This is a genomic window from Marivirga lumbricoides (genome assembly GCF_014636295.1).
Classification (GTDB): domain Bacteria; phylum Bacteroidota; class Bacteroidia; order Cytophagales; family Cyclobacteriaceae; genus Marivirga; species Marivirga lumbricoides.
On the sequence record NZ_BMEC01000001.1, the window covers coordinates 368,150 to 389,459 of the forward strand.

Sequence of the window (21,310 nt, forward strand, 5' to 3'; positions counted from 1 at the left end):
AATAGAGGCTTCTATCAGACTTTCAAGCTTCAAATGCCTTAAGAATGCTGGCAATTTGTTGAGGAGAAATTATAGGCTAATTATTTCATCTGATTAGCTTTCAAAGCGCTTACTCAAATTCTTTACTTAGCTTAACAAATACTTTCTTCTGCTCATTAGTCAGATCGTCCGCTGTGAAAACAGACATTCCTTTTGCTCCTTTTTCCCTTGCTAAACGAATCGCCTGCTCAAGATCTGAAGGGCTTCGCAAGGCCGGGCTGTACAGACCCGCAATTATTGGGAAGTCTACATCCCTTACTCCTTGTTCGGTTGCAAAACCAATCCAGTTGATGTTCTGACGGTAAAAGTTCTGGTACAACATAGGAAAAGCCATATCCAGATGCCAATCATCCCAGGCTTGCCTTACCATCTGACGCGACATTTCCGGAAATGGGAAAACCGCGGCAGTCATTTTATGTCCACTTTCATGCGCTACTTCCACTAACTCATTCACCAAAGTTGTAACAGCATTTAATCTATACTGTCGCCATTCCGTGCTCAGTTCCGGATTTTCAAACTCTATAGGATCAACGCCAAATAGCTCTTTGTATCCCTCGCGGGCAATAGGGTGATACCCATAATCATATTCGGGCATTTCATGATCCTGTACCAGGCCATATTTAGGCTGTAAATCTGCTCCTAAAATAACATCTACATAACGTACATAATCTAAATGAATAGAGGCCAAACCTTCTATTTTAGCAAGCTCCCGCACATTATTCTTTATATATTCTCTTGCTTCAGGGTGGAATGGGCTCAACCACTGGTAATAATCAACATAGGCTCTGTATTCCAGGGAATTTTCCCCTAACCTGTTCACTGCATACCAATCAGAATGTTGATTTGCAACTGTATCATTCGGCCGATTGAGCGTCCACATCCATGCATGGACCTTAATGTTTTTTTGCTTTGCCAGTGGTACAATCTGCTTTAGTACCTCAGCATTTCCTCCTATTAAAGCTTCTGTGATACCCAGGGAATCATAATATTGAAATTTCTTTTCCCACTCCTCTTTAACAAACTTATCGCTTGCATGTGCCCAGGTGGCAAAGATGAAATCATTCTTTATCTCCTCCTCTTGAGGTTTGTTTTTTTCTTTAACAGAATTACATGCCATGCAGGCAAATAGGAAATAAAATATCAGGTTATTTTTCATTAGTTAATTTTATTTTACCACTTTCATTAATGATATAAGCTTGCTCAGAATCAGGAAAGTTTACCTTGTATTCAAACCCGAAATTAGTCTTGTAGAAAGTAGCTTCTAACGTATCATTTGATGAGTATTTTACATTCAGTCCCTTTGAGTTTTCAGTAGCTTCCAATAATTCCTTCAATTGCCCGGACTTTGTTTGTCTGAACAGTGCAAAAGTGACCTGTTTAAAAATTTCATTTTTGCTTTCATTGAACGACTTCTCCGCCAAGCTTGAATCTTCTGTAAACTGAATAAAACCCCACTTCTCAGGTTCATGCATATTAATTACTTTCTGATTGCTCCAGACCCAATTATATTCCGGCAGAAAATTACCTTTTTTATCTTTCTTTCTCACATACCTATCATTTACTAAGTCATAATCCCATTCCACGCGAGAAAAATTAATACGCCATTGCTCCCCCTCTTTGGGTAATGTTTTAGGATCATTCTTTAACTCAATTAAGGCTTTCATAGGAATTGCCATTTCTACCGTCCAGAGAGAATCTATATCCGAGTGGTCATTTAAACTACCTTCAATGTGTACAGCCGTTTTAAGACTATCTAAATTCCAGTGATTATTGGCTTTACCTCCATCACGATAGGGCCTATCGAGCAGCAAATCCCAAACAGTACCCAAACTGTTGATTTCTATCTCTCCATAGTTGTAGGTGCTACCTGAGGGTGAGATGAACACTTCAAAATCATTGTTATAGAAAATGATGGTATCTCGCTGTTTTAAATCTCCCCAAATGTGTGGTTCTTCCATTTCAGCATACACATACAGGAAATTGTCATCCCAAAGCATTTTCACTTGGGTATTATACCGGGGAGTTTTTACTCCTTCAATATCAATAAAAGAGTCTGTAAAGTCTGCATTCTGCCAGGCTGATTCATTGGCAAACCCATCAATTGTTAAGGATTCAGCTTTAGCTACAATATATTTTTTGGGTTGAACTATTTCAGTGCTTACGTCTACTACTAAATTAGCGTTAACAGGATTTTCAGACTGACAAGAAATAAAAAAAGAGAGTAATAATAAAGGAAATAATAATTTCATTAATTGCTGTTTAAAATTACTATTGAAAGAACTTTCAGAAATAACCCCTGTTTGCTCCGTCAACAATTATGACTTTACTGGAAATTAAAAATAGGAAAGTAAATTGATAAGTGCACAGAACAAAAAGAGAAATGGATTAAATAAGCCATTTCTCTATTCAGGAGAAAACAGAATATCAATTTTGAATGGATTTACCTTTCATTACTTCATTACTTTTTGATTACCTCTCCTATCTTGATAAAGTAGATGCCACTATTTAAATCACTTATATCCAGAGTGTGTTTAAGATCCTTAATGAAAGAAGTATAGACTAGTGCACCAACATTATTAACTATAGTAATTTTATTATTCAATCTTACAGACTCAATTATAAATACTCCTTTTGAAGGGTTGGGATAAATATTAATCGCATTACTTTCTTGATTGCGCACACTTGTAATCAATGAATATTGTGCTTTTAATGTAACATCTCTGGTAATATTACTAAAATCCAAATCCCAACCTGTAAAGGTGTACCCCTGTCTTGTTGGATCAGTCGGATGTGTCGCTGACTTTTCGTATGCCACTATTTCAGTCTTCAAATATTCATTCATATAAATATATTGTTATAATACGGTTATTTTAAATAAAAATATTTAAAATATTTTCCTAAGATAAAACGATTGCATATATTACAAATACAATTATAACAAAAGGATGTAATTGTATTTCTATTTCAACAAAAACCCAAAAAACAATGTCATGAAAAACAATAACAAATTATTACTAATAGTACTCTTTGTACTTCTTGCGCTACCATATTGGGTAAGCGCTCAGACAGCCGGTATTTACATTGACAATACAGACCAAACCATTAGAGGCTTTGGAGGAATGAATTTCCCACGTTGGATTGATGATTTGTCCCAGGATCAGGCAGAGAAAGCATTTGGAAATGGGTATGGCCAGATAGGCCTGTCAATTTTAAGAATTAGTGTAGCGCCAAACAGTTCTTCGTGGGCGCTAGAAGTACCCACAGCACAAAGAGCCAGAAGTCTTGGAGCGATTGTATTTGCTACACCATGGTCCCCGCCCGCATCGATGAAGTCAAACGGAAGTACAACAGGAGGCACCCTGAATCCCTCTTCCTATCAAGCTTATGCCAACCATTTGCGCGACTTCACCAATTACATGTCTACTAATGGGGTACCGCTGTACGCTATCTCTGTTCAAAATGAACCTGACTTTGTTCCTAATTATGAATCTTGCGGATGGAGTGCATCTCAAATCAGGACTTTTTTAGACAACAATGCTTCTGTTATTCCTACAAGAGTGATGGCTCCTGAGACGGTTCACTTTAATGCGAACTATATGAATACTATTTCAGGATCCCAACAGGTAGATATTTTAGCTAATCATGCGTATGGAGGTACAGCAACACGTGCCAATTCGACTAAAGAGCAGTGGATGACCGAGCATTACGCTCCCAATAGTAATAGCAACAGTGCCAACAATTGGCCAGAAGCACTTGAAGCAGGTAAGGAAATTCACGACTATATGATCAATGGTTATAATGCCTATATATGGTGGTACATCAGAAGAAGTTATGGTTTAATTACTGAAAACGGAAGTGTTTCAAAGAGAGGCTTTGTGATGAGTCACTTTGCAAAATTTGTACGCCCTGGTTTTGTAAGAGTGAGAGCACAGGCAGACCCGACCCCGGGAGTAAGCATAAGTGCCTACAAAGATGGAAACACATTAGTGTTAGTAGCGATTAATCAAAACTCCTCATCACGGAATATTACTTTCAATTTTTCAGGATACAACGTAAGCAATATAACTAAGTGGGAAACAACGGGAACAGTAGGCAATAACATAGCAGAAGTAGGGAATTACGCAGGTGGTTCTACACTAACTAATTCTTTAACAGGATATAGTATTACCACATTTCGGGGAACGATAAATGGTTCCGGAGGAGGCGGTGGTGGCATCAGTGGTTACTACCAATTGCAAAACCGTAACACAGGGCTTTTTCTGGATGGTTTAGGAAGAACTACAGATGGTGCAGCATGTGGACAATACGCTAATACCTCCAGCGTAAATGCTCAATGGGAAGTGATAGATGTTGGAAATGGCTATTATCAAATTCAAAACCGCGGCACAGGGCTATTCCTTGATGGACTGGGAAGAACAACCAATGGAGATGATGTAGGCCAATATGCCAATACCTCTAATGAGAATTCTCATTGGTCAATTGAACAATATGAGGGTATATACTACCAGGTTCAAAACCGAGTTACAGGACTATTTCTAGATGGATTGGGAAATACTTCAAATGCATCAGCCTGCGGTCAGTGGGCTAATACTACTCACCCCAATTCACAGTGGCAGTTGGTTAGCGTAGCCGCAGCCAGCAGAATCAGTAATGTAGAAAGTGCTTCCAGTCTGGCTAATAAAGATATTGTTATCTATCCTAACCCCGCCTCAACGGTTCTTAACATAGACATAAATGAATTTGAGGAACCAGTAAAAGCACGTATTTTCAATTCTTCAGGCCAAGTGGTTCTCGTTACAGAACTTCAGGGCAATAAAAATGAAATAGCTATTCAAGGAATTAATAAAGGCATTTACTTCCTGGAGCTTGATACACCATCAGGTGTAAATCGCTCGAAGTTAATTATAGAGTAAATTAATCATTAATAAAATGAAGCCGGATTGCTTAAATAAGTTAGTCTGGCTTCATTTATTCTTCATATACTCTAGTTTTCAGCCCTACCAGTCCTTTCCATCAACCCACTTTTGAAAGAACAACTCTCGCAGGTATCTAAAGATTGTTCAGCTCACCTAAGTTTCAAATAGCCACTTCACTTACAACTGATGCACTATCCTGAACAGGATGTTTCAGGATTAAGTAAATTCCTTATCTTTGCACTTTCATTTTTAAAACCCGCATTTAATGTCAGAATTTCCACCTTGTCCGCAATGTAATTCACCTTACACCTACCCTACTGATACTTTATTAATGTGCCCGGAGTGCGGACACGAATGGAGTGCCACTGATGAAAATGAAGGTGGTGGAGATGTTGAAGGAGCGGTAGTAAAAGATGCTAATGGTAATGTTTTACAGGATGGCGATGCAGTTACCATTATAAAAGACCTTCCGGTAAAAGGAGCACCCAAACCTATAAAGGCAGGAACAAAAGTAAAAAGTATCCGCCTTGTGGATGGCGATCACAATATCGATTGCAAAATTGATGGATTTGGAGCAATGGCGCTCAAATCAGAATTTGTAAAGAAGGCTTAAAAGCTTCTTTACAAATTCATTGAGGTTTATCTTATTAAAGGAAGGTATTTCTCACGATTCTCATACATTACCCAAAGGTTGACAGCCAGTAATACAACAGCTATGAGAAGTCCTTCAGGAGCATTAAAAATGTGAGTTAACAGAATACCTACCATCACCGGGAAAATAACAATGGCTCCTAATGCCCTATACTTTCTTATGATAAAGAGTAAACCTCCTACAATTTCCACAAAGCCTACCAAAGGCATTAGCCAACCGATTTCCATAAAAGCTGCTGTTAAGCGTAACATATTTTCAGGCATTTCTTCCGGCATTGGCATGTAATTGAAGAATTTATTCAACCCTGAGTTAATAAACATCAGTCCGAACAGCAGACTTACACCAAATAGAATTTTATTTTTCATATATATTGCAATAAATAAATTTTTATTCTTTCAGATTTAACATATTTCCTTCTAAAAAGCAAGTAAAATATTATTCATAAGAAATAAGAATTATTTCGCAGGCAGAAAATCAATTAAAGGGTCAATAAATTGATCAAACGCTTCAATGTGAGGTAAGTGCCCAACATCAGGGATTTCCACCAGCTTACTATTCTTTATTTTCTGCTGCGTTTCTTTTCCTAACTGGTCATAAAGCCCCGTTGCAGCTCTTACTTCAGGAGATACTAGTGGTTTACCGAGGGCTGTCCTGTCGCGCTTACCAATGATGAGTAAGGTAGGGCATTTACAATACCAATACTAGCGACTAATGCTAAAATGAGGAGCGAGAAGAGTTTCTGCATGATGAAAAAATTGGTGGTTAAAACGGGAAAAGATGAGAACAGACCCTGGTTACCAGTTATATAAATAATTACAATGTGTTTTTTATTACCTATCATTGCAATAGAAACTTGTAGATCAATTTTACTATTTAAAATTTTCTAATACATGAATGCTGAATATTATAACTATGAAAAGTTTTTCGAATTAACACCTGACCTGCTTTGTATTGCCGGCTTTGATGGTTACTTCAAAAAGGTTAATGCAGCAGTTTCAAGTACCTTAGGTTACTCTCCTGAAGAGCTTTATGCTAAGCCAATTAACGCCTTTGTACATCCGGACGATGTGGAAATGACAACCCTTGTAAGAGCTAGTCTCACTTCCTCTGAAACGCTTTTTAACTTTGAAAATAGGTATGTAACTAAATCGGGGGACATCATTTGGCTTTCATGGACTTCTCAGCCATCCACAGAAGATGAACTGGTTTTTGCCATTGCTAAAAATATTACTATTAAGAAAAGCCTTGAAATAATAAAGGATAATGAGCTTGCCAATTTAGTTAAATTGAATAATGCATACAAGCAGCTTTCTTATACAACCTCCCATGACCTAAGATCTCCCCTAGATAGTCTTTTATCAGTATTTCGCTTGATTGATTTAAATACTATTGAGAATGAAAGAACAGTTGAATTAATTAATCTGTTGAAGTGTGGAGGAGAAAAATTGAAATTGAAAATTGACAACTATATAGATGAGCTAAACACCAGTGAAAGCCCTTCCATTGAGATTGAAAATATAGTTATTGAAGAGGTTTTAAAAAAGGTAATGAATGCTTTACAAACCTTAATACAAAACACGCAAATTTCAATTAAAATAGATTTCTCTGAATTTAGAACCATTTCTTTTAATAGAGAATACCTTAGTAGCATATTTCTGAATTTGATTAGTAATAGCATTAAATTCAGAAGACAAAGTATTAACCCTTACTTATCCATTTACTCCAGAATGGTGGATAAGAAAAAACAATTGGTATTTGAGGATAATGGTTTGGGATTTAATATGGAAGAAGCAAAAGGAAAGATATTTGAGTTGAATCAGACATTCCATAGTAATACCGATAGCAAAGGCATAGGGTTATATTTGGTGAAAAAGCATATGCAAAGTATGAACGGAACAGTTGAGGTGGAGTCAGAAGAAAATGTAGGCACTAAATTTATCCTTACATTATCATCGTGAATATCTGAAAACCAAAACCGTACATCCATTTATAATGAAGTAAATCCTTTAAAAGGATGAGATAAACCTGGAAGAATACTAATATTCATAATCCTAAGAGTAAGAAAATTAGTTGTCATTAATCTGATCCGGATTGAGAATAACTTTCGTGATTATAGAAATAGCACTTCAATAACTGAAAAAAACGAGAAAGAGGGATTGCGGTTTTGGGTTAGGGCAAGAAGTAACCTCTTTCATTACCATGATGCAAGCGTCCGCTTGTATCTAATTCATATGGAATCTAAAATCAGACACACAACAATGGGCAATCATTTGTTACTGACTTTCAGACACACATCATTGATTCTCGTGCAATTGCCCTAATAGGATTTAATCTCAGCGTCAGCTGATTAGCTATGCGATAAGTTTATTTTTTTTAAATATCAGCAAATATAGCGGACGCTACATTATTCAAAATCCAAGCGAAACGCTTGAATTAGAAGACGAGAGATCCACCTGGGCTAAAGTATACTGTTACGTCTCAGAAATTAATAATACCAAATATGAGATACGATATAAACAAGAATGGCGAAACCAAAAAAATAAGCTTGATGCGACTTTAGTAGAGATAAATCATGTAGAATCTGAATCTCTTTTAAAAAGAGAGGATTTTCAAAGTTTTTTTCCATCTATTTTATCAATTATTAGAAAAAATCGAAACTGAAAAGTTATTTGATTTTAAATGAATAAACTTTTATTAAAAGTAACTAGAAAATCCTTGAATATTAAACCATTGTAATTTAAATCCTCTAAATGACTCGAGCAAAATGGTATAAATCTTTATTCATTACACACTATGAAATAATAATTTTATAGAATAAAACGAGGTAATTCTAGCTTATATTGATTAATAATTTAAATTACCGGTATTAAAATAGCTTTCTTACTTAACAAGTTATATAATTATATCTATGGCAAAATTTATAACAAGCTCAGAATTAAATTATGAATTAGAAAAAATTTTCCGAACAGCTGAGAAGCTAGCTGTAATTATATCCCCCTATATAAAATTACATGCGAAAATAAAAGACGTTTTAAAGTCGCATAAAAATGATCCTAAGTTTCATTTAGTAATTGTATTTGGGAAAAACGATGATGATTTGGGTAAAAGTATTGCGGCAGAGGATTTAGAATTTTTTAAAGAGTTTTGCTCAGTTGAAATAAGACATGAACCAAGATTGCATGCTAAATACTATGCAAATGATGATAGCTCAATATTGAGTTCAATGAACCTATATGACTATTCTTTTAATAACAACATAGAGTTTGGCGTACTCACTTATAGGAATGATGAGGCAAGTTCCCAATTGGATCAGTCCGCATATGATTACTTCGATCAAGTAATTGAAAATAGTGAGTTACTATATCATAAGGAGCCAGAAATTGAATCAAAAATGTTTGGTCTAAAAACCATACATAAAGACTCACATGTTATTTTAGACATTTTAGATGAGAGATTCAAAAAAATCCAAAAGGTGGCTACTACCAATAATAATAGAACGGTTACAAAAAAAGGGTATTGTATTAGAACCGGTGCTGAAATTGAATTTGATATGAAAATGCCCTTTACAAAAAAAGCATTTGAATCATGGAGCAAGTACTCGGATGAAAAATACAGGGAAAAGTATTGTCATTACTCAGGCGAGGAGTCTGGAGGGCAGACTAGCTTTAGTAGGCCTGTGTTGAATAAGAACTGGAAGAAGGTTATGGTAAACTAATTAAAAAAGGACTTTAACTACTTGGCTCAAATCCAAGCGAGACGCTTGAATTATTGAGATAGACTTCTCTTCCTCAAAATATTTTATTGCCATAAAACAAAAAAGCACCTCCGTTATGAAGGTGCTTTTAGAAAGTGGGCCCACCTGCCCCGATAGCTATCGGGGCGAACCAGGGACCCCTTGCCCCGAAAGCTTTCGGGGGAGTCAAGCGCTTTTGTATTTCATTAATAGTTTCTCAGTTATATCAGGATACTGTAGTAGATTTCGGATATAGGTTTTTGATTTCATCCTTTTGATATGCAACTCTATTTTTCTGGCTTGAGAGTAGTTCTCACATTGAATCGAGTAGAATAACTTCCAGTCATCTGCTTTCTGGGTAAAGTTCGATTCACTATATTTCTTCTCCAAATGATTTTTTAAACGCTCATCAACAGACAAAGTAGTAAGACCAGTGTAAAACCGATCCAATTTTTCTGAAAATAGTATATAGACGAAAGTTTTCATTTAATAAAAAACCTCAGCATTTCTACTGAGGTTTCTATTTGTGGGCCCACCTGGGCTCGAACCAGGGACCCCTTGATTATGAGTCAAGTGCTCTAACCAGCTGAGCTATAGGCCCTTAAAGAAGTTATTAACTAACTGTCTTTATTTGGGATTGCAATGTTAAAGATTTACGCTCAAATGAGCAAAGGTTATTGATAAAATAAACTATTTTTTTTCAACTGTCTCCCTCTTCCAAATGATTTATCAGGTAGGCACTCAATTGTTATTACTCATATTTCTGGATATCATCTCCTTTACGTCAGCACGGCTCATAGGCCTTTCTTCATATAAGATATCACCGATTTTCCTTACAATTTCATCCAGCTCCTGGGTAGTTATATGAAGTGCCTCCAGCATATGCTTGTCTTTATCAAGCTTTACTTCCTTTGTAATAATGTTGGCCAAGCCTAAAATCCTGGCAATAGGAGCCCTTAAAAGGTGAGAATTAATAAAAGCGTATTCTGCCAATTGCTCATTTTGGTCCTGTAAAATCGAGGTCCTTTCCATCACTGTCTTTTCCAGTCCTTCATTTACAGACATCAATTCCTCATTAAGGGCATTCAGCTCATCATTCATTAATCGGTTTTCACCTATTTGTGACTCCAGAGAAATATTTTTTGACCTTATTTCTTCAAGCAACTGCTTTATTTGCTGATTTTTATGAGCAATTGCTGCATAATCAGCTAAAGACTGAACAAAGAGCACGTCCTCCATAGTCCAATTCATAAACTTTTCCTGGGTCTCACAACAAATAACACCTGCGGGTTCTCCATCTAGCCTAAAGAGGCAATCAAGCATAGAGCAAATATTTAGAGGCTCTAAATAAGTTGAAGTAAAGGCCTTAGTATCTTGATTTGTGTAAACATTGTCTGCTTTTATGAAAAACTTATTTTGAAGTGAGTGAAAGTAAAGGGGATTATCCGCTTCTCTTATAACCATTACTTCCTCATTGAGCTCGCTATTGGCATATAAAGTTTTACGCACCAAAACAGTATTATCACTTTCAAAGGCCCAGATGCTTACGCGATTCACGCCCATACATTCTGCTGCTATCTTACAGATGTTATAATATAGACTTTCCAAGTCATAAATATGTAGTGTATTGGCCTTAATTAGCTTTACCATGGCACCCTGGTATATTGATAGCTTTGTGGTACGTAATTGACTAAGTTCATGTCTTTTTTGCGTCTCTATGATGGTTTGATTGAGTCCTTCATTCAATCTGGTGATAGTTCTAACCAGAAAGTAACACATAATAATGAAACCAATAGAAGTAAAAATATTTACAAATATATTTTCCAGGAAAAAAGAATCCTTAAGATAAAAAGTATAGTATAAAATTAGAATGTTTAATAAGATGCCCTGGATAATAATATGGCGTTTATCAATAATAAAACCGCTTATTGCAGTGAAAATAATCATGTAATAGGTATCTCTGAGCCCAATAAATGATTGATTGACCGGTTCATCAAAATTAAAATAATTATAGAAAAAACTTGTAGAGAGCAGTGTTAAAATAACTGAATAAACTGTAAGCAGATAAGCTATTTTATAAAATCTTTCTATGTTAATGATCACCAAAATTAGAGAGGCAAAACTTACTGCTATACAAAAATACTGCAGGTATATATGCTCCACAATATAGTTATCATAGTATGTATAGGTATCAAGAGAAATACCTATCATACTAAGACTAACCATTACAAAACAATTAATTGTTTCCCACGGATATAATTACCTGTAATTTTTTCGTAATCCATTTAAACCTTCCACCCCTAATTTCACATTTAATTTAATGCTAATTTTTGAAATAAAAGGTTTCTCGAAAATTATTTTACGAAGGATAGAGTTTGTCTGATGAACACCAAATGTTAATAGATAAAATTTCTAATTTATTTACTTTGCAGGTAGAATTTCTGTTTTTACCTCTCCAAAACCTATTCTAACACCATTTTTAGTTCCATGGCCACGCATAATTACTGTATCATGGTCATTAATAAATTTCCTTTCACTTCCATCAGGCATCTGAACCGGCTTTGTTCCCTTCCAGGCTATTTCCAACATTGATCCGTATGAGCCTTCTTCCGGGCCGCTAATTGTTCCGGAGGCATATACATCTCCTGTATTAATATTACAACCATTGATGGTGTGATGAGCAAGTTGCTGCACCACATTCCAATACATGTGCTTGAAGTTAGAATGAGTGACTACTTTTTCTTTATTTCCCTGTGGTACTATCGATACTTCCAGCTCTACATCAAAATGGTAGTTACCTTCAAATTTTAAATAAGGAAACACTTCCGGTTCCTGCTTTGGGCCGGCCACTTTATAAGGTTCCAGCGCTTCATAAGTAACAATCCATGGCGACATAGAAGAACCGAAGTTTTTGGCCAAAAAGGGCCCCAGGGGCACATATTCCCAGGTTTGGATATCGCGGGCCGACCAATCATTAAAAATTGTAAAGCCAAAGATATACTGCTCTGCTTCTTTAGTGTTAATGGAATCCCCTAGCTTATTGCCTCCACAGGTGATAAATGCCATTTCTAATTCAAAATCAACCCGTTTGGAAGGTCCAAACACAGGCTTGCTGGCATCCGGAGCTTTGGTTTGACCTTTAGGGCGATGAAGTGGTGTGCCTGAAATAACTATGGAGGAAGCACGTCCGTGGTATCCCACCGGGATATGCTTCCAATTAGGTAGTAATGCATTATCAGGATCTCTAAACATAGTTCCCACATTGGTAGCATGGGATTCTGAAGAATAAAAGTCAGTATAATCGCCTACCCGAACAGGCAAATGCATAGTGGCCTCCTTCTGAGGAATCAGTGCCTTTTCACGCAATTGATCATTTCCCTGAAGCTCAGTATTGCTATGTTGAAGTAATTCTGAAATCCTTTCCCGAACAGGTACTGTAACCTCTTTACCCAGCTCCATAAAGCCATTAAGCACCGGTTGATCAAAGATTCTTTCAGGTAGCCCCAGGTCGTTAAGCAATTGAACTGATTGAATTTCTGTTAAATCCAATATGAAATCACCTATGGCTACCCCGGCTCTGGGAGATTTTTCCTTTGTAGAAAAAATACCATAGGGAAGGTTTTGAATAGGGAAATCAGAATGCTCAGGTACCTCCACCCATGATTTTAAATAAGGATCGTTCGCTTTATATTTCATTGTTTATCTGTCTTATTGTGAAATTCGAAATTAAAAATTTAATAAGGGATATGAAAGGTTATACGAAAGAGCTTTGGGATTAGGTTTAACAAGTGAACAGGTTGACGAATGTTCAAGTTAGCAAGTTGAAAGGTCTCGAATAAGCTATTGAAGTTGAATAAGCACAGCACCCCAGAAATAAAAATCGGCTGGCCTAAATATTTCTGTTATGAATAATTTAAACCAGCCGATAGTAAGGATAACTGAGCGTTACTTTATAAATTCTCTAACCACCAGTTGGTCATCATGGTGAACAGGTGAGGTCTGGCGCCTTGCTCTCCTATTCCATGGGTTCTGTCAGGGTAGTAGAATAAGTCAAATTGTTTGTCGGCTTCCAATAAAGCATCCTGATAAACAATAGTATTTTGCACGTGCACATTATCATCGCCTGTGCCATGAATAATCAAATACTTTCCTTTTAGTTTATCCACTTTACTTAATGGTGAATTATCATCATAACCTTCCGGATTGTTTTGTGGGGTATCCATGTAGCGCTCGGTATAAATCGTATCATAAAATCTCCAGTTGGACACCATTGCTACTGAAACAGCTGCTGAAAATACATCAGCACCTTCCAAAATAGCATTTCCTGCCATATAGCCACCATAAGACCATCCCCATACGCCAACCCTATCTTCATCCACATAATCAAGATCCGCAAGGTATTTACCACCGGTAATCAAATCCTGAGTTTCATACTTACCTAAATTTCTATAGGTAATTTTCTTAAAGGCTTCTCCCCTTGCACCAGTTCCGCGTGGATCAATCACAGCAATAATGTATCCTTTCTGAACCATCATTTGGTGCCAGTAATAATGCGAACCTGCCCATCCATGCTGAACGTTTTGACTTCCCGGTCCGCTGTACTGATAAACAATTACCGGATATTTTTTAGAAGCATCAAAGTCTGCAGGCTTTAACATGTAACCATTAAGCAAAGTACCATCATCTGCTTTAAACTGAAAAAATTCTTTTGCTACTAAGCCGTACTCTTTAGCTGTTTCTGTTAATTCCGCATTATCTTTCAACGTTTTAATTTTCTCGTTCCCTTTAGTTTTATACAAGCTCACCTGAAGAGGCTGTTCTTCATTATGATAAAACTTAAGATAATATTTGTAATCATTACTCATATTAATCCTGGTAATTCCTTTCAGCTCAGCCAATGCTTTTTTCTGCTTACCTGTTAGCTTTATTTCATAGAAAGTTCTGTCAAGTGGTGAGACTTCGGTACTAATAAAATAGATTTTTCCGGCTTTCTGATCTATACCTACTATGCTTTCAACTTCCCAATTTCCTTTAGTAATTTGCCTGACCAGCTCACCATTCATTTTATACAAATACAGATGCTTGTAGCCATCTTTTTCACTTGAGTGGATAAAATGCTCACCATCTTTCATATAAGTGAGGTCATCCATATAGTTAAGTGCCACATAGGTATCAGACTCTTCTTTGAGAATTACTTTGGATTGACCTGTGCTGGCATCAGCATGTAAAATTTCCAGAATATTCTGCCTTCTGTTCATCCTGATGATACTCAAAAGATTTGGGTTTTGCGTCCATTGCACTCTTGGAATATACTGATCTTTCTCCTCACCAATATCCATTTTGGTAGATTTGTCATTACTAAGGTCATACACTGAAATCCACACATAAGAATTCTTCTCTCCCGCCTTAGGGTACTTATACACATAGTTCTCAGGATATAACTGGCCATCATTCCATTTCTGTAGTGTATACTCCTTCACGTGAGATTCATCCATTGTATAGTAAGCAAGCTTTTTGCTGTCCGGTGACCAATAAAAAGTTTTGGTAATATAAAATTCCTCCTCATACACCCAGTCAGAGCCTCCGTGAATTATTTCATTTACTTTACCGGTAGTAGTTACCTGAGAAGTTTTATCTGAAGCCAGATCAACCACATAAATATTGTTCTCAAAGACATAAGCCACTTTGGAAGCATCAGGGGAGAAAGTGGCATACATTTGTACATCATCAGAAAGAGGTTTCAGACTCTTTTTTGCAAAATCATAAACATAGTATTTTGCTGTAAAGGACCTTCTATAGATATAGTTAACTTCCGTAGCAAGTAAGATTTTGCGCTCGTCATTACTAAAACTGTAACTTCTGATGTCCAGCTTTGGATTTAACTGATCTCCATCCACAAGAATTTCTGCTGTTTCTCCTGTGGTAACATCTATTTTCTTAACCTGATTATTTTCCAGCGCACTATAGTACTTTCCATCATTCATCCAGTTCACATTGTAGACAGATTCCTGTCTGAAAGTTCCCTTTTTATAGATGTCATCAATGGTAATTTGCTTTTGCGCACTCAGATTTGTAGTGGCAAACAATAAAAAAACAAGAAATAATTTATACATACTTTTAATTTTATTTTAGTAAAAATAATAAGGCCTCAACAGAAGTTAAGGCCTTAACTCATTAAGTGGTATTTCAATAGGTTAAGTGGTTAATTAAAAGTACTCCACCTATTAAAATGAAAATTTTTATTGCCAGAACATGAGGTAATACAACACCAAATGCGAAATTGAAATTAAAACCACTCTGGCATAATCCACTTGCAGTCTCTCCTCCGGAGGTGTTTTATTAATAAGATAAAAAGCTACCACATAATAAGGAATAGGGAGTGCCAAAAACACATAATGAGGAACAATTACCCTCCCTACAATAATGATAACTGCCGGAACCCAATACAAAAATGATACAAACCGTTTTGCTCTTGCCAAATCCATCTTAAACAGCGAGTTAAAGTTTTTCAAAAATGACCGCAGCACCCTGCCCAACTCCTATACACATAGTCGCTAATCCATATTTAGCATTCTCTCTTCTCTGCATTTCATGTAATAAAGTGGTTGCTATACGTGTTCCACTTGCTCCTAGCGGGTGACCAATAGCGATTGAGCCTCCGTTAACATTTACGATTTCAGGATTAAGGTCAAGATCCTGCATGCAAGCGATTGATTGTGAAGCAAATGCTTCATTCAGTTCTATTAAATCTAAATCAGACACTTTAAGACCCGCTCTTTTCAACGCTTTTTGTGTGGCAGGTACTGGCCCCACACCCATGCAGGCAGGTGTAACCCCTGCAATGGCCATAGAAACTATTCTTACCATTGGCTTCAGGTTAAATTTTTTCAATGTTTCCTCAGATACGATTAAGCTCGCTGCGGCACCATCATTTACCCCGCTGGAATTACCGGCAGTTACAGATCCTCCCTTTTTAAATGCCGGACTTAAGCTGGCTAGTTTATCCAAAGAGGAAAGCCTAGGGTGCTCATCCTTATCAAAAATGACAGGATCAGCCTTTCGCTGAGGAATTTCAACCGGAATAATTTCATTCTTAAATTTCCCCGCTTTGAAGGCCGCATCATATTTCACCTGGGAGTTGTGCGCAAATTCATCCTGTGCTTCCCTGCTAATTTTCCACTGATCGGCTACGTTTTCAGCCGTTTCACCCATGGCATACGGGTGATGCATCGCGGCTAACTTTGGGTTAATAAATCGCCAACCGATAGTTGTATCATATATTTCTGGTTTTCTGGAATAGGCAGTCTCCGCTTTTGCCATTACAAAAGGAGCTCTGGTCATGCTTTCCACTCCACCGGCAATGTAGGCCTCACCTTCATTCAGCATAGTAGCTCTGCTGGCATCCATAATAGACTGTAAGCCGGAAGCACAAAGCCTGTTAACTGTCACCCCACCCACCTCAATAGGCAAACCTGCCATTAGAGAAGCCATACGCGCTACATTTCTGTTATCTTCTCCTGCCTGGTTGGCAGCTCCGAAAACAACATCTTCAATAAGCTTCTGGTCAAAATCAGGATGTTTTTGTAATAAAGATTTGATAATATGTGCGGCTAAATCATCGGGCCTGACTGAACTTAATGTGCCTCCGAACTTACCGACAGGTGTTCTGACTATATCCACTATATATGCTGTATTTATCATAGGTGCTTTTTTTATTCAAAGCGAAAATACAGCTTTTAAGACTTAGGAACAAAGTGTTTCAAGTCGGGTGACTTAAGATAACCACCTTCACTAATATATTATTGATGAAATCGCAGCTACTGATTAGCTATTCCTGAACCAAAAACTCATCTCAGATTTTTGTAGAAATCCGGGCATTTTCCTGCATACTGAAATTTATTTTTGCTCTTTCTTTGTAAACGGTAGGAAATAGAGAACTCATTGGTTGCACCAAATGTATTTCCTGATTCACTTAAATTATAATCGCAACTGTACCCTAGGTTTAGCTGATTGATGGCTATTCCCGCTGTAAAGACCATTGCCTTCCCTACGCGATACCATGTGCCAAAAGTGAGTAAATCATTACTGATATAACTGCCGATATTCAAATAACTCATGCCGGCCTGACTTTCATATATTACAGTGGGGGTAATACTGTATGCACCTCTTGCTTCAGTGGGCTTGCGCAGAGAATAAGCCACATGTAATGTATATCTGCGGGGAAGAACAGCTTCTGACTCCGGGCTAAACCTCTCTTTAGGCGTATTGATATGTGCTATGTTAAGTCCGGCCATCAATCTTTCAGAGGCATACATTAATCCTATTCCGGCATCATACATAACGGTTTTGGATTCTCCTATTCTCTCAGCAGTAGGGTATAAAGAATTACTTCCTGCACGCAGCTGGTCTTCGAAAACCAGCTGATTCCAACGAAAAGATTTTTGCAGATACGATAATGAAATTCCTCCGCCCAAAACAGCTCCCCTTCGCAGGTTAATTCTGTGGGATAGCGTAGTTCCTGCACTCATATTGTTAATTACTCCGTCCAATTGCGTGTCTTTCATGGCGTGGACTGCCCAACCTGAGCTTTTGCCTACAGGGCTGTCGAATGAGAAAAATGTGGAATTAAATGCATTCAAAGCATTCCATTGTTGCCTGTGCACCACCACTAACCTATGGTTTCCTTCTGCTCCTGCTAGGGAAGAATTTAAATAAACAGGGTTAGCATAAAATTGTGAGAAATAGGCATCCTGAGCGTAGCTCTTTAGAGGTAGTAAGCTAATTAGCAGAAACAAAGTAAAGTAAACGTAAAATTTTCCCATTTCATTAAGCCTTTATGATGTGGTAAAATTCCACATTTAAATATTGGCAAACATGGGGGAAGAACTGAATCTCTCACTAAGGGAAATGCCTAAAATTAACTTCCCTAAATTCTGGTTAAGCTGCCATCTTTCATTTCATGTCGTTCATCAGCCATTTCAGCCAAGTCTTCATTATGTGTAACGATTACAAATGCCTGACCAAGCTCATCGCGCAGCTTTAGAAATAAATGGTGTAATTCTTCTGCATTTTTGGAATCGAGATTACCGCTCGGCTCATCGGCAAAAACAATAGCGGGCTTATTCATTAGTGCCCTGGCCACAGCTACACGTTGTTGTTCCCCTCCACTCAACTGCCCCGGTTTATGGTGCGCCCTGCTGCTTAATCCCAAAATACTCAGTAGCTCAGTGGTTCTTTTCTCCACTTCCTTTGTGTTGCTCTTTTTAATATAAGCAGGAATACTAATGTTCTCTGCTGCGGTAAATTCAGGCAACAGATTATGAAACTGGAAAATAAAACCAATAGAATCATTCCTGAATCTGGCCAACTCATTCCCCTTTAAATTACTGATGTCCAACCCATTAATACTTAAGCTACCACTGTCGCTTTGATCCAGCGTACCCAAAATATGTAAAAGAGTACTTTTTCCCGCTCCGCTGGGACCTACAATAGCACTTAATTTAGCAGCCTCCACAGAAAAGTTCACACCGCTTAAAACCTGAAGATCTTCGTATCTTTTAAAAATATTGTTAGCCGATAAAATACTCATGCCGTAAAGATAAAGAGAATACAGAAACCAGACACAAGATTTCAGGATTTTAGGAGTTGGTTTTTACAATAGGTATTAAAGAAATAGGATGCTAAAGAATATAAGTACGGAATTTAGAAATTTGTAATTCCTAATTACCTATTGTGGTTGAATAATAATTTATAATGCCGTACATTCGCACAAAAATTATCCAAGAATGAACATACACGAATATCAAGCCAAAGGAATACTTGAAAAACATGGAGTAACCATTCAAAAAGGAATTGTTGCCTCCACTCCGGAAGAAGCTACTGAAGCTGCCAAAAAGCTCAACCAAGAGACGGGCACTGAGTGGTATGTGATTAAAGCACAAATCCATGCTGGTGGAAGGGGAAAAGGTAAAGTGAAAGAAACAGGCTCAAATGGCGTGGTTTTAGCCAAAAGCTTGGATGATGTACCTACTAAATCTAAAGCTATTTTAGGTGGTACCCTGGTAACACACCAAACTGGTGAAGAAGGTAAGTTAGTAAGCAAGGTTTTAATAGCTCAGGATGTTTATTATCCGGGAGAAAATGAACCGAAAGAATATTATATCGGAATTTTATTAGACAGGGCAAAAGGCTGCAATGTAATTATGGCTTCTACGGAAGGCGGAATGGACATTGAAGAAGTAGCTGAAAAAACTCCTGAAAAAATATTTAAAGAGTGGATTGATCCTCGTGTTGGTTTACAAGGATTTCAGGCACGTAAAGTAGCTTTCAAATTAGGTTTGGAAGGTGAGGCTTTTAAAAACATGGTGAAGTTTATCTTCTCTTTGTACAAAGCTTACGATGCTACCGATTCTTCTATGTTTGAGATCAACCCTGTGTTGAAAACATCTGACAACAAGATTTTAGCCGTTGATGCAAAAGTGAATCTTGATGATTCTGCATTGTACCGTCATAAGGATTTAGCTGAAATGAGAGACATCACTGAAGAGGATCCTGCAGAAGTTGAAGCAGCTGAGTCTGGCCTTAACTATGTGAAGTTGGATGGTAATGTGGGTTGTATGGTAAATGGTGCCGGTTTAGCAATGGCTACAATGGACATCATCAAATTATCTGGCGGTGAGCCGGCTAACTTCCTTGATGTGGGAGGTAGTGCTAATGCGCAGACTGTTGAAGCTGGTTTCAGAATTATTTTGAAAGATCCTAAAGTGGAAGCTATCTTGATTAACATCTTCGGTGGTATTGTTCGTTGCGACAGAGTGGCCAAAGGTGTGGTAGAAGCTTATAAAAACATTGGTGATATTCAGGTGCCTATCATTGTTCGTTTACAAGGAACTAATGCTGAGGAAGGCGCCCAGATTATAAAAGAGTCAGGCTTAAAAGTAACTTCAGCCATTGTATTGAAAGATGCTGCTGAAAGAGTGAAAGAAGCGCTGGCATAGAAAATAGAGCCTAGAGCCTGGAACTTAGAATCAAGATGGTTTATTGTCTTAATTCTAGGTTCTAGCATCTAACATCTTAAAATGCACCTGTAGCTCAACTGGATAGAGTATCGGATTTCGGCTCCGAGGGTTAGGGGTTCGACTCCCTTCAGGTGTACAAATCCCTGGTAATTGAAAAATTGCCGGGGATTTTCTGTTTATGGCAAATGCAGGTTTTGAAATATGTTTCGTGTGACACGAAACATGGCTCAAGCGGAATGTGTAGCAATCCCAAACCTCGTAGAGATGGTATTATGGTAATATAAACTTACCATGCTTTAAAGTCCTGTAGGGACGGCATTATATGTCCTCAATATTCATTAAGCAGCGTTCTTATAAAATGTCATCCCGTTGGGATTTTGTAAACCATTCAACTTGGTTGCTACCATAGTTTCGTCCCGCTGGGACTGATAGCTCTGATACACCACGGTCAAATTCTGTGATCTCAATGTAAGCAAGCTAAGAGCAGCTGAAATGTATCGTGAGACACGAAGCATGGCTGAGATGGCTTAAATAATGTTTCGTGTGACACGAAACATGGCTAACCTGAAATGCCTATGGTCCAAAACCTCGTAGAGGTGGTATTATGGTAATAATTAAATTACCATTCTTTAAAGTCCTGTAGGGACGACATTATATCTCCTCAATATTCATTAAGCAGCCTTCTTATAAAATGTCATCCCGTTGGGATTTTGTAAACCATTCAGCTTGATTGCTACCATAGTTTCGTCCCGCTGGGACTGATGCCTTTGATACACTAAGATCGAATTTTATGATAGCATATTCAAACTAGCTAAGTGCATCTGAAATGTATCGTAAGACACGAAGCATGGCTGGAGATGGCTTAAATAATGTTTCTTGAGACACGAAACATGGCTAACGTGAAATGTCCATGGTCCAAAACCTCGTAGAGGTGGTATTATGGTAATAATTA

At 37.5% G+C, this 21,310-nt stretch carries 17 protein-coding genes and 2 tRNA genes; 6 read left to right on the forward strand and 13 right to left on the reverse strand.

The window, feature by feature from the left end:
• Positions 1–109: 109 nt before the first annotated feature.
• The 3 genes from IEV85_RS01565 to IEV85_RS01575 all read right to left on the reverse strand — a co-directional run bounded on the left by IEV85_RS01565 (position 110) and on the right by IEV85_RS01575 (position 2,881).
• Complete coding sequence (locus tag IEV85_RS01565; protein ID WP_188460044.1) at positions 110–1,195, reverse strand: family 10 glycosylhydrolase; 1,086 nt, start codon at positions 1,193–1,195, stop codon at positions 110–112.
• On the reverse strand, positions 1,185–2,288 hold the full coding sequence (locus IEV85_RS01570; protein ID WP_188460045.1) for a carbohydrate-binding family 9-like protein: 1,104 nt from the start codon (positions 2,286–2,288) through the stop codon (positions 1,185–1,187). The genes IEV85_RS01565 and IEV85_RS01570 overlap by 11 nt, the downstream gene beginning before the upstream one ends.
• A 209-nt stretch (positions 2,289–2,497) precedes the next feature.
• Entirely contained in the window at positions 2,498–2,881 is a 384-nt protein-coding gene (locus IEV85_RS01575) for a T9SS type A sorting domain-containing protein (RefSeq protein WP_188460046.1), read from the reverse strand.
• Positions 2,882–3,029: 148 nt separating this feature from the next.
• Here IEV85_RS01575 and IEV85_RS01580 point away from each other — a divergent pair, with 148 nt between their 5' ends.
• Positions 3,030–4,952 (forward strand): RICIN domain-containing protein, encoded by a 1,923-nt coding sequence (locus IEV85_RS01580; RefSeq protein WP_188460047.1) that lies wholly within the window; start codon positions 3,030–3,032, stop codon positions 4,950–4,952.
• 268 nt (positions 4,953–5,220) lie between these two features.
• Positions 5,221–5,568, forward strand: a complete 348-nt coding sequence (locus IEV85_RS01585; protein ID WP_188460048.1) for a zinc ribbon domain-containing protein YjdM — start codon at positions 5,221–5,223, stop codon at positions 5,566–5,568.
• Between the two features lie 26 nt (positions 5,569–5,594).
• Here the strand turns inward: IEV85_RS01585 and IEV85_RS01590 are convergent, their stop codons facing one another.
• On the reverse strand, positions 5,595–5,972 hold the full coding sequence (locus tag IEV85_RS01590; protein WP_188460049.1) for a DoxX family protein: 378 nt from the start codon (positions 5,970–5,972) through the stop codon (positions 5,595–5,597).
• Between the two features lie 525 nt (positions 5,973–6,497).
• Between IEV85_RS01590 and IEV85_RS01595 the strand changes: the two genes are divergently transcribed.
• Positions 6,498–7,565 carry a sensor histidine kinase gene (locus IEV85_RS01595; protein WP_188460050.1) on the forward strand — a complete coding sequence of 356 codons (1,068 nt, stop codon included), beginning with the start codon at positions 6,498–6,500 and terminating at the stop codon, positions 7,563–7,565.
• 950 nt (positions 7,566–8,515) lie between these two features.
• Positions 8,516–9,322 (forward strand): phospholipase D family protein, encoded by an 807-nt coding sequence (locus IEV85_RS01600; protein ID WP_188460051.1) that lies wholly within the window; start codon positions 8,516–8,518, stop codon positions 9,320–9,322.
• 204 nt (positions 9,323–9,526) lie between these two features.
• On the opposite strand, the gene IEV85_RS01605 is transcribed toward IEV85_RS01600, so the two are convergent.
• The 9 genes from IEV85_RS01605 to IEV85_RS01645 form a co-directional block, all read right to left on the reverse strand.
• The gene (locus IEV85_RS01605) at positions 9,527–9,826 is read right to left on the reverse strand and encodes a GIY-YIG nuclease family protein (protein WP_188460052.1); all 300 of its coding nucleotides are present in this window, start codon (positions 9,824–9,826) and stop codon (positions 9,527–9,529) included.
• Between the two features lie 41 nt (positions 9,827–9,867).
• Positions 9,868–9,941 (reverse strand) — tRNA-Ile (locus tag IEV85_RS01610).
• A gap of 140 nt (positions 9,942–10,081) precedes the next feature.
• A complete protein-coding gene (locus IEV85_RS01615) occupies positions 10,082–11,566 on the reverse strand; it encodes a GAF domain-containing protein (protein ID WP_188460053.1) in 1,485 nt (494 codons plus the stop codon).
• A 195-nt stretch (positions 11,567–11,761) separates the two neighbouring features.
• On the reverse strand, positions 11,762–13,036 hold the full coding sequence (fahA, locus tag IEV85_RS01620; RefSeq protein ID WP_188460054.1) for a fumarylacetoacetase: 1,275 nt from the start codon (positions 13,034–13,036) through the stop codon (positions 11,762–11,764).
• A gap of 254 nt (positions 13,037–13,290) precedes the next feature.
• The gene (locus IEV85_RS01625; RefSeq protein WP_188460055.1) at positions 13,291–15,453 is read right to left on the reverse strand and encodes a S9 family peptidase; all 2,163 of its coding nucleotides are present in this window, start codon (positions 15,451–15,453) and stop codon (positions 13,291–13,293) included.
• Between the two features lie 126 nt (positions 15,454–15,579).
• Positions 15,580–15,825 (reverse strand): hypothetical protein, encoded by a 246-nt coding sequence (locus IEV85_RS01630; protein ID WP_188460056.1) that lies wholly within the window; start codon positions 15,823–15,825, stop codon positions 15,580–15,582.
• A gap of 13 nt (positions 15,826–15,838) precedes the next feature.
• On the reverse strand, positions 15,839–17,038 hold the full coding sequence (locus IEV85_RS01635) for an acetyl-CoA C-acyltransferase (RefSeq protein WP_188460256.1): 1,200 nt from the start codon (positions 17,036–17,038) through the stop codon (positions 15,839–15,841).
• 149 nt (positions 17,039–17,187) lie between these two features.
• Positions 17,188–18,162 carry a PorP/SprF family type IX secretion system membrane protein gene (locus IEV85_RS01640; RefSeq protein ID WP_188460057.1) on the reverse strand — a complete coding sequence of 325 codons (975 nt, stop codon included), beginning with the start codon at positions 18,160–18,162 and terminating at the stop codon, positions 17,188–17,190.
• 104 nt (positions 18,163–18,266) lie between these two features.
• A complete protein-coding gene (locus tag IEV85_RS01645; protein WP_188460257.1) occupies positions 18,267–18,923 on the reverse strand; it encodes an ATP-binding cassette domain-containing protein in 657 nt (218 codons plus the stop codon).
• A gap of 202 nt (positions 18,924–19,125) precedes the next feature.
• Here IEV85_RS01645 and sucC point away from each other — a divergent pair, with 202 nt between their 5' ends.
• A complete protein-coding gene (gene sucC, locus IEV85_RS01650; protein WP_188460058.1) occupies positions 19,126–20,337 on the forward strand; it encodes an ADP-forming succinate--CoA ligase subunit beta in 1,212 nt (403 codons plus the stop codon).
• 83 nt (positions 20,338–20,420) lie between these two features.
• Positions 20,421–20,494 (forward strand) — tRNA-Arg (locus IEV85_RS01655).
• The last annotated feature ends 816 nt before the right edge of the window (positions 20,495–21,310 follow it).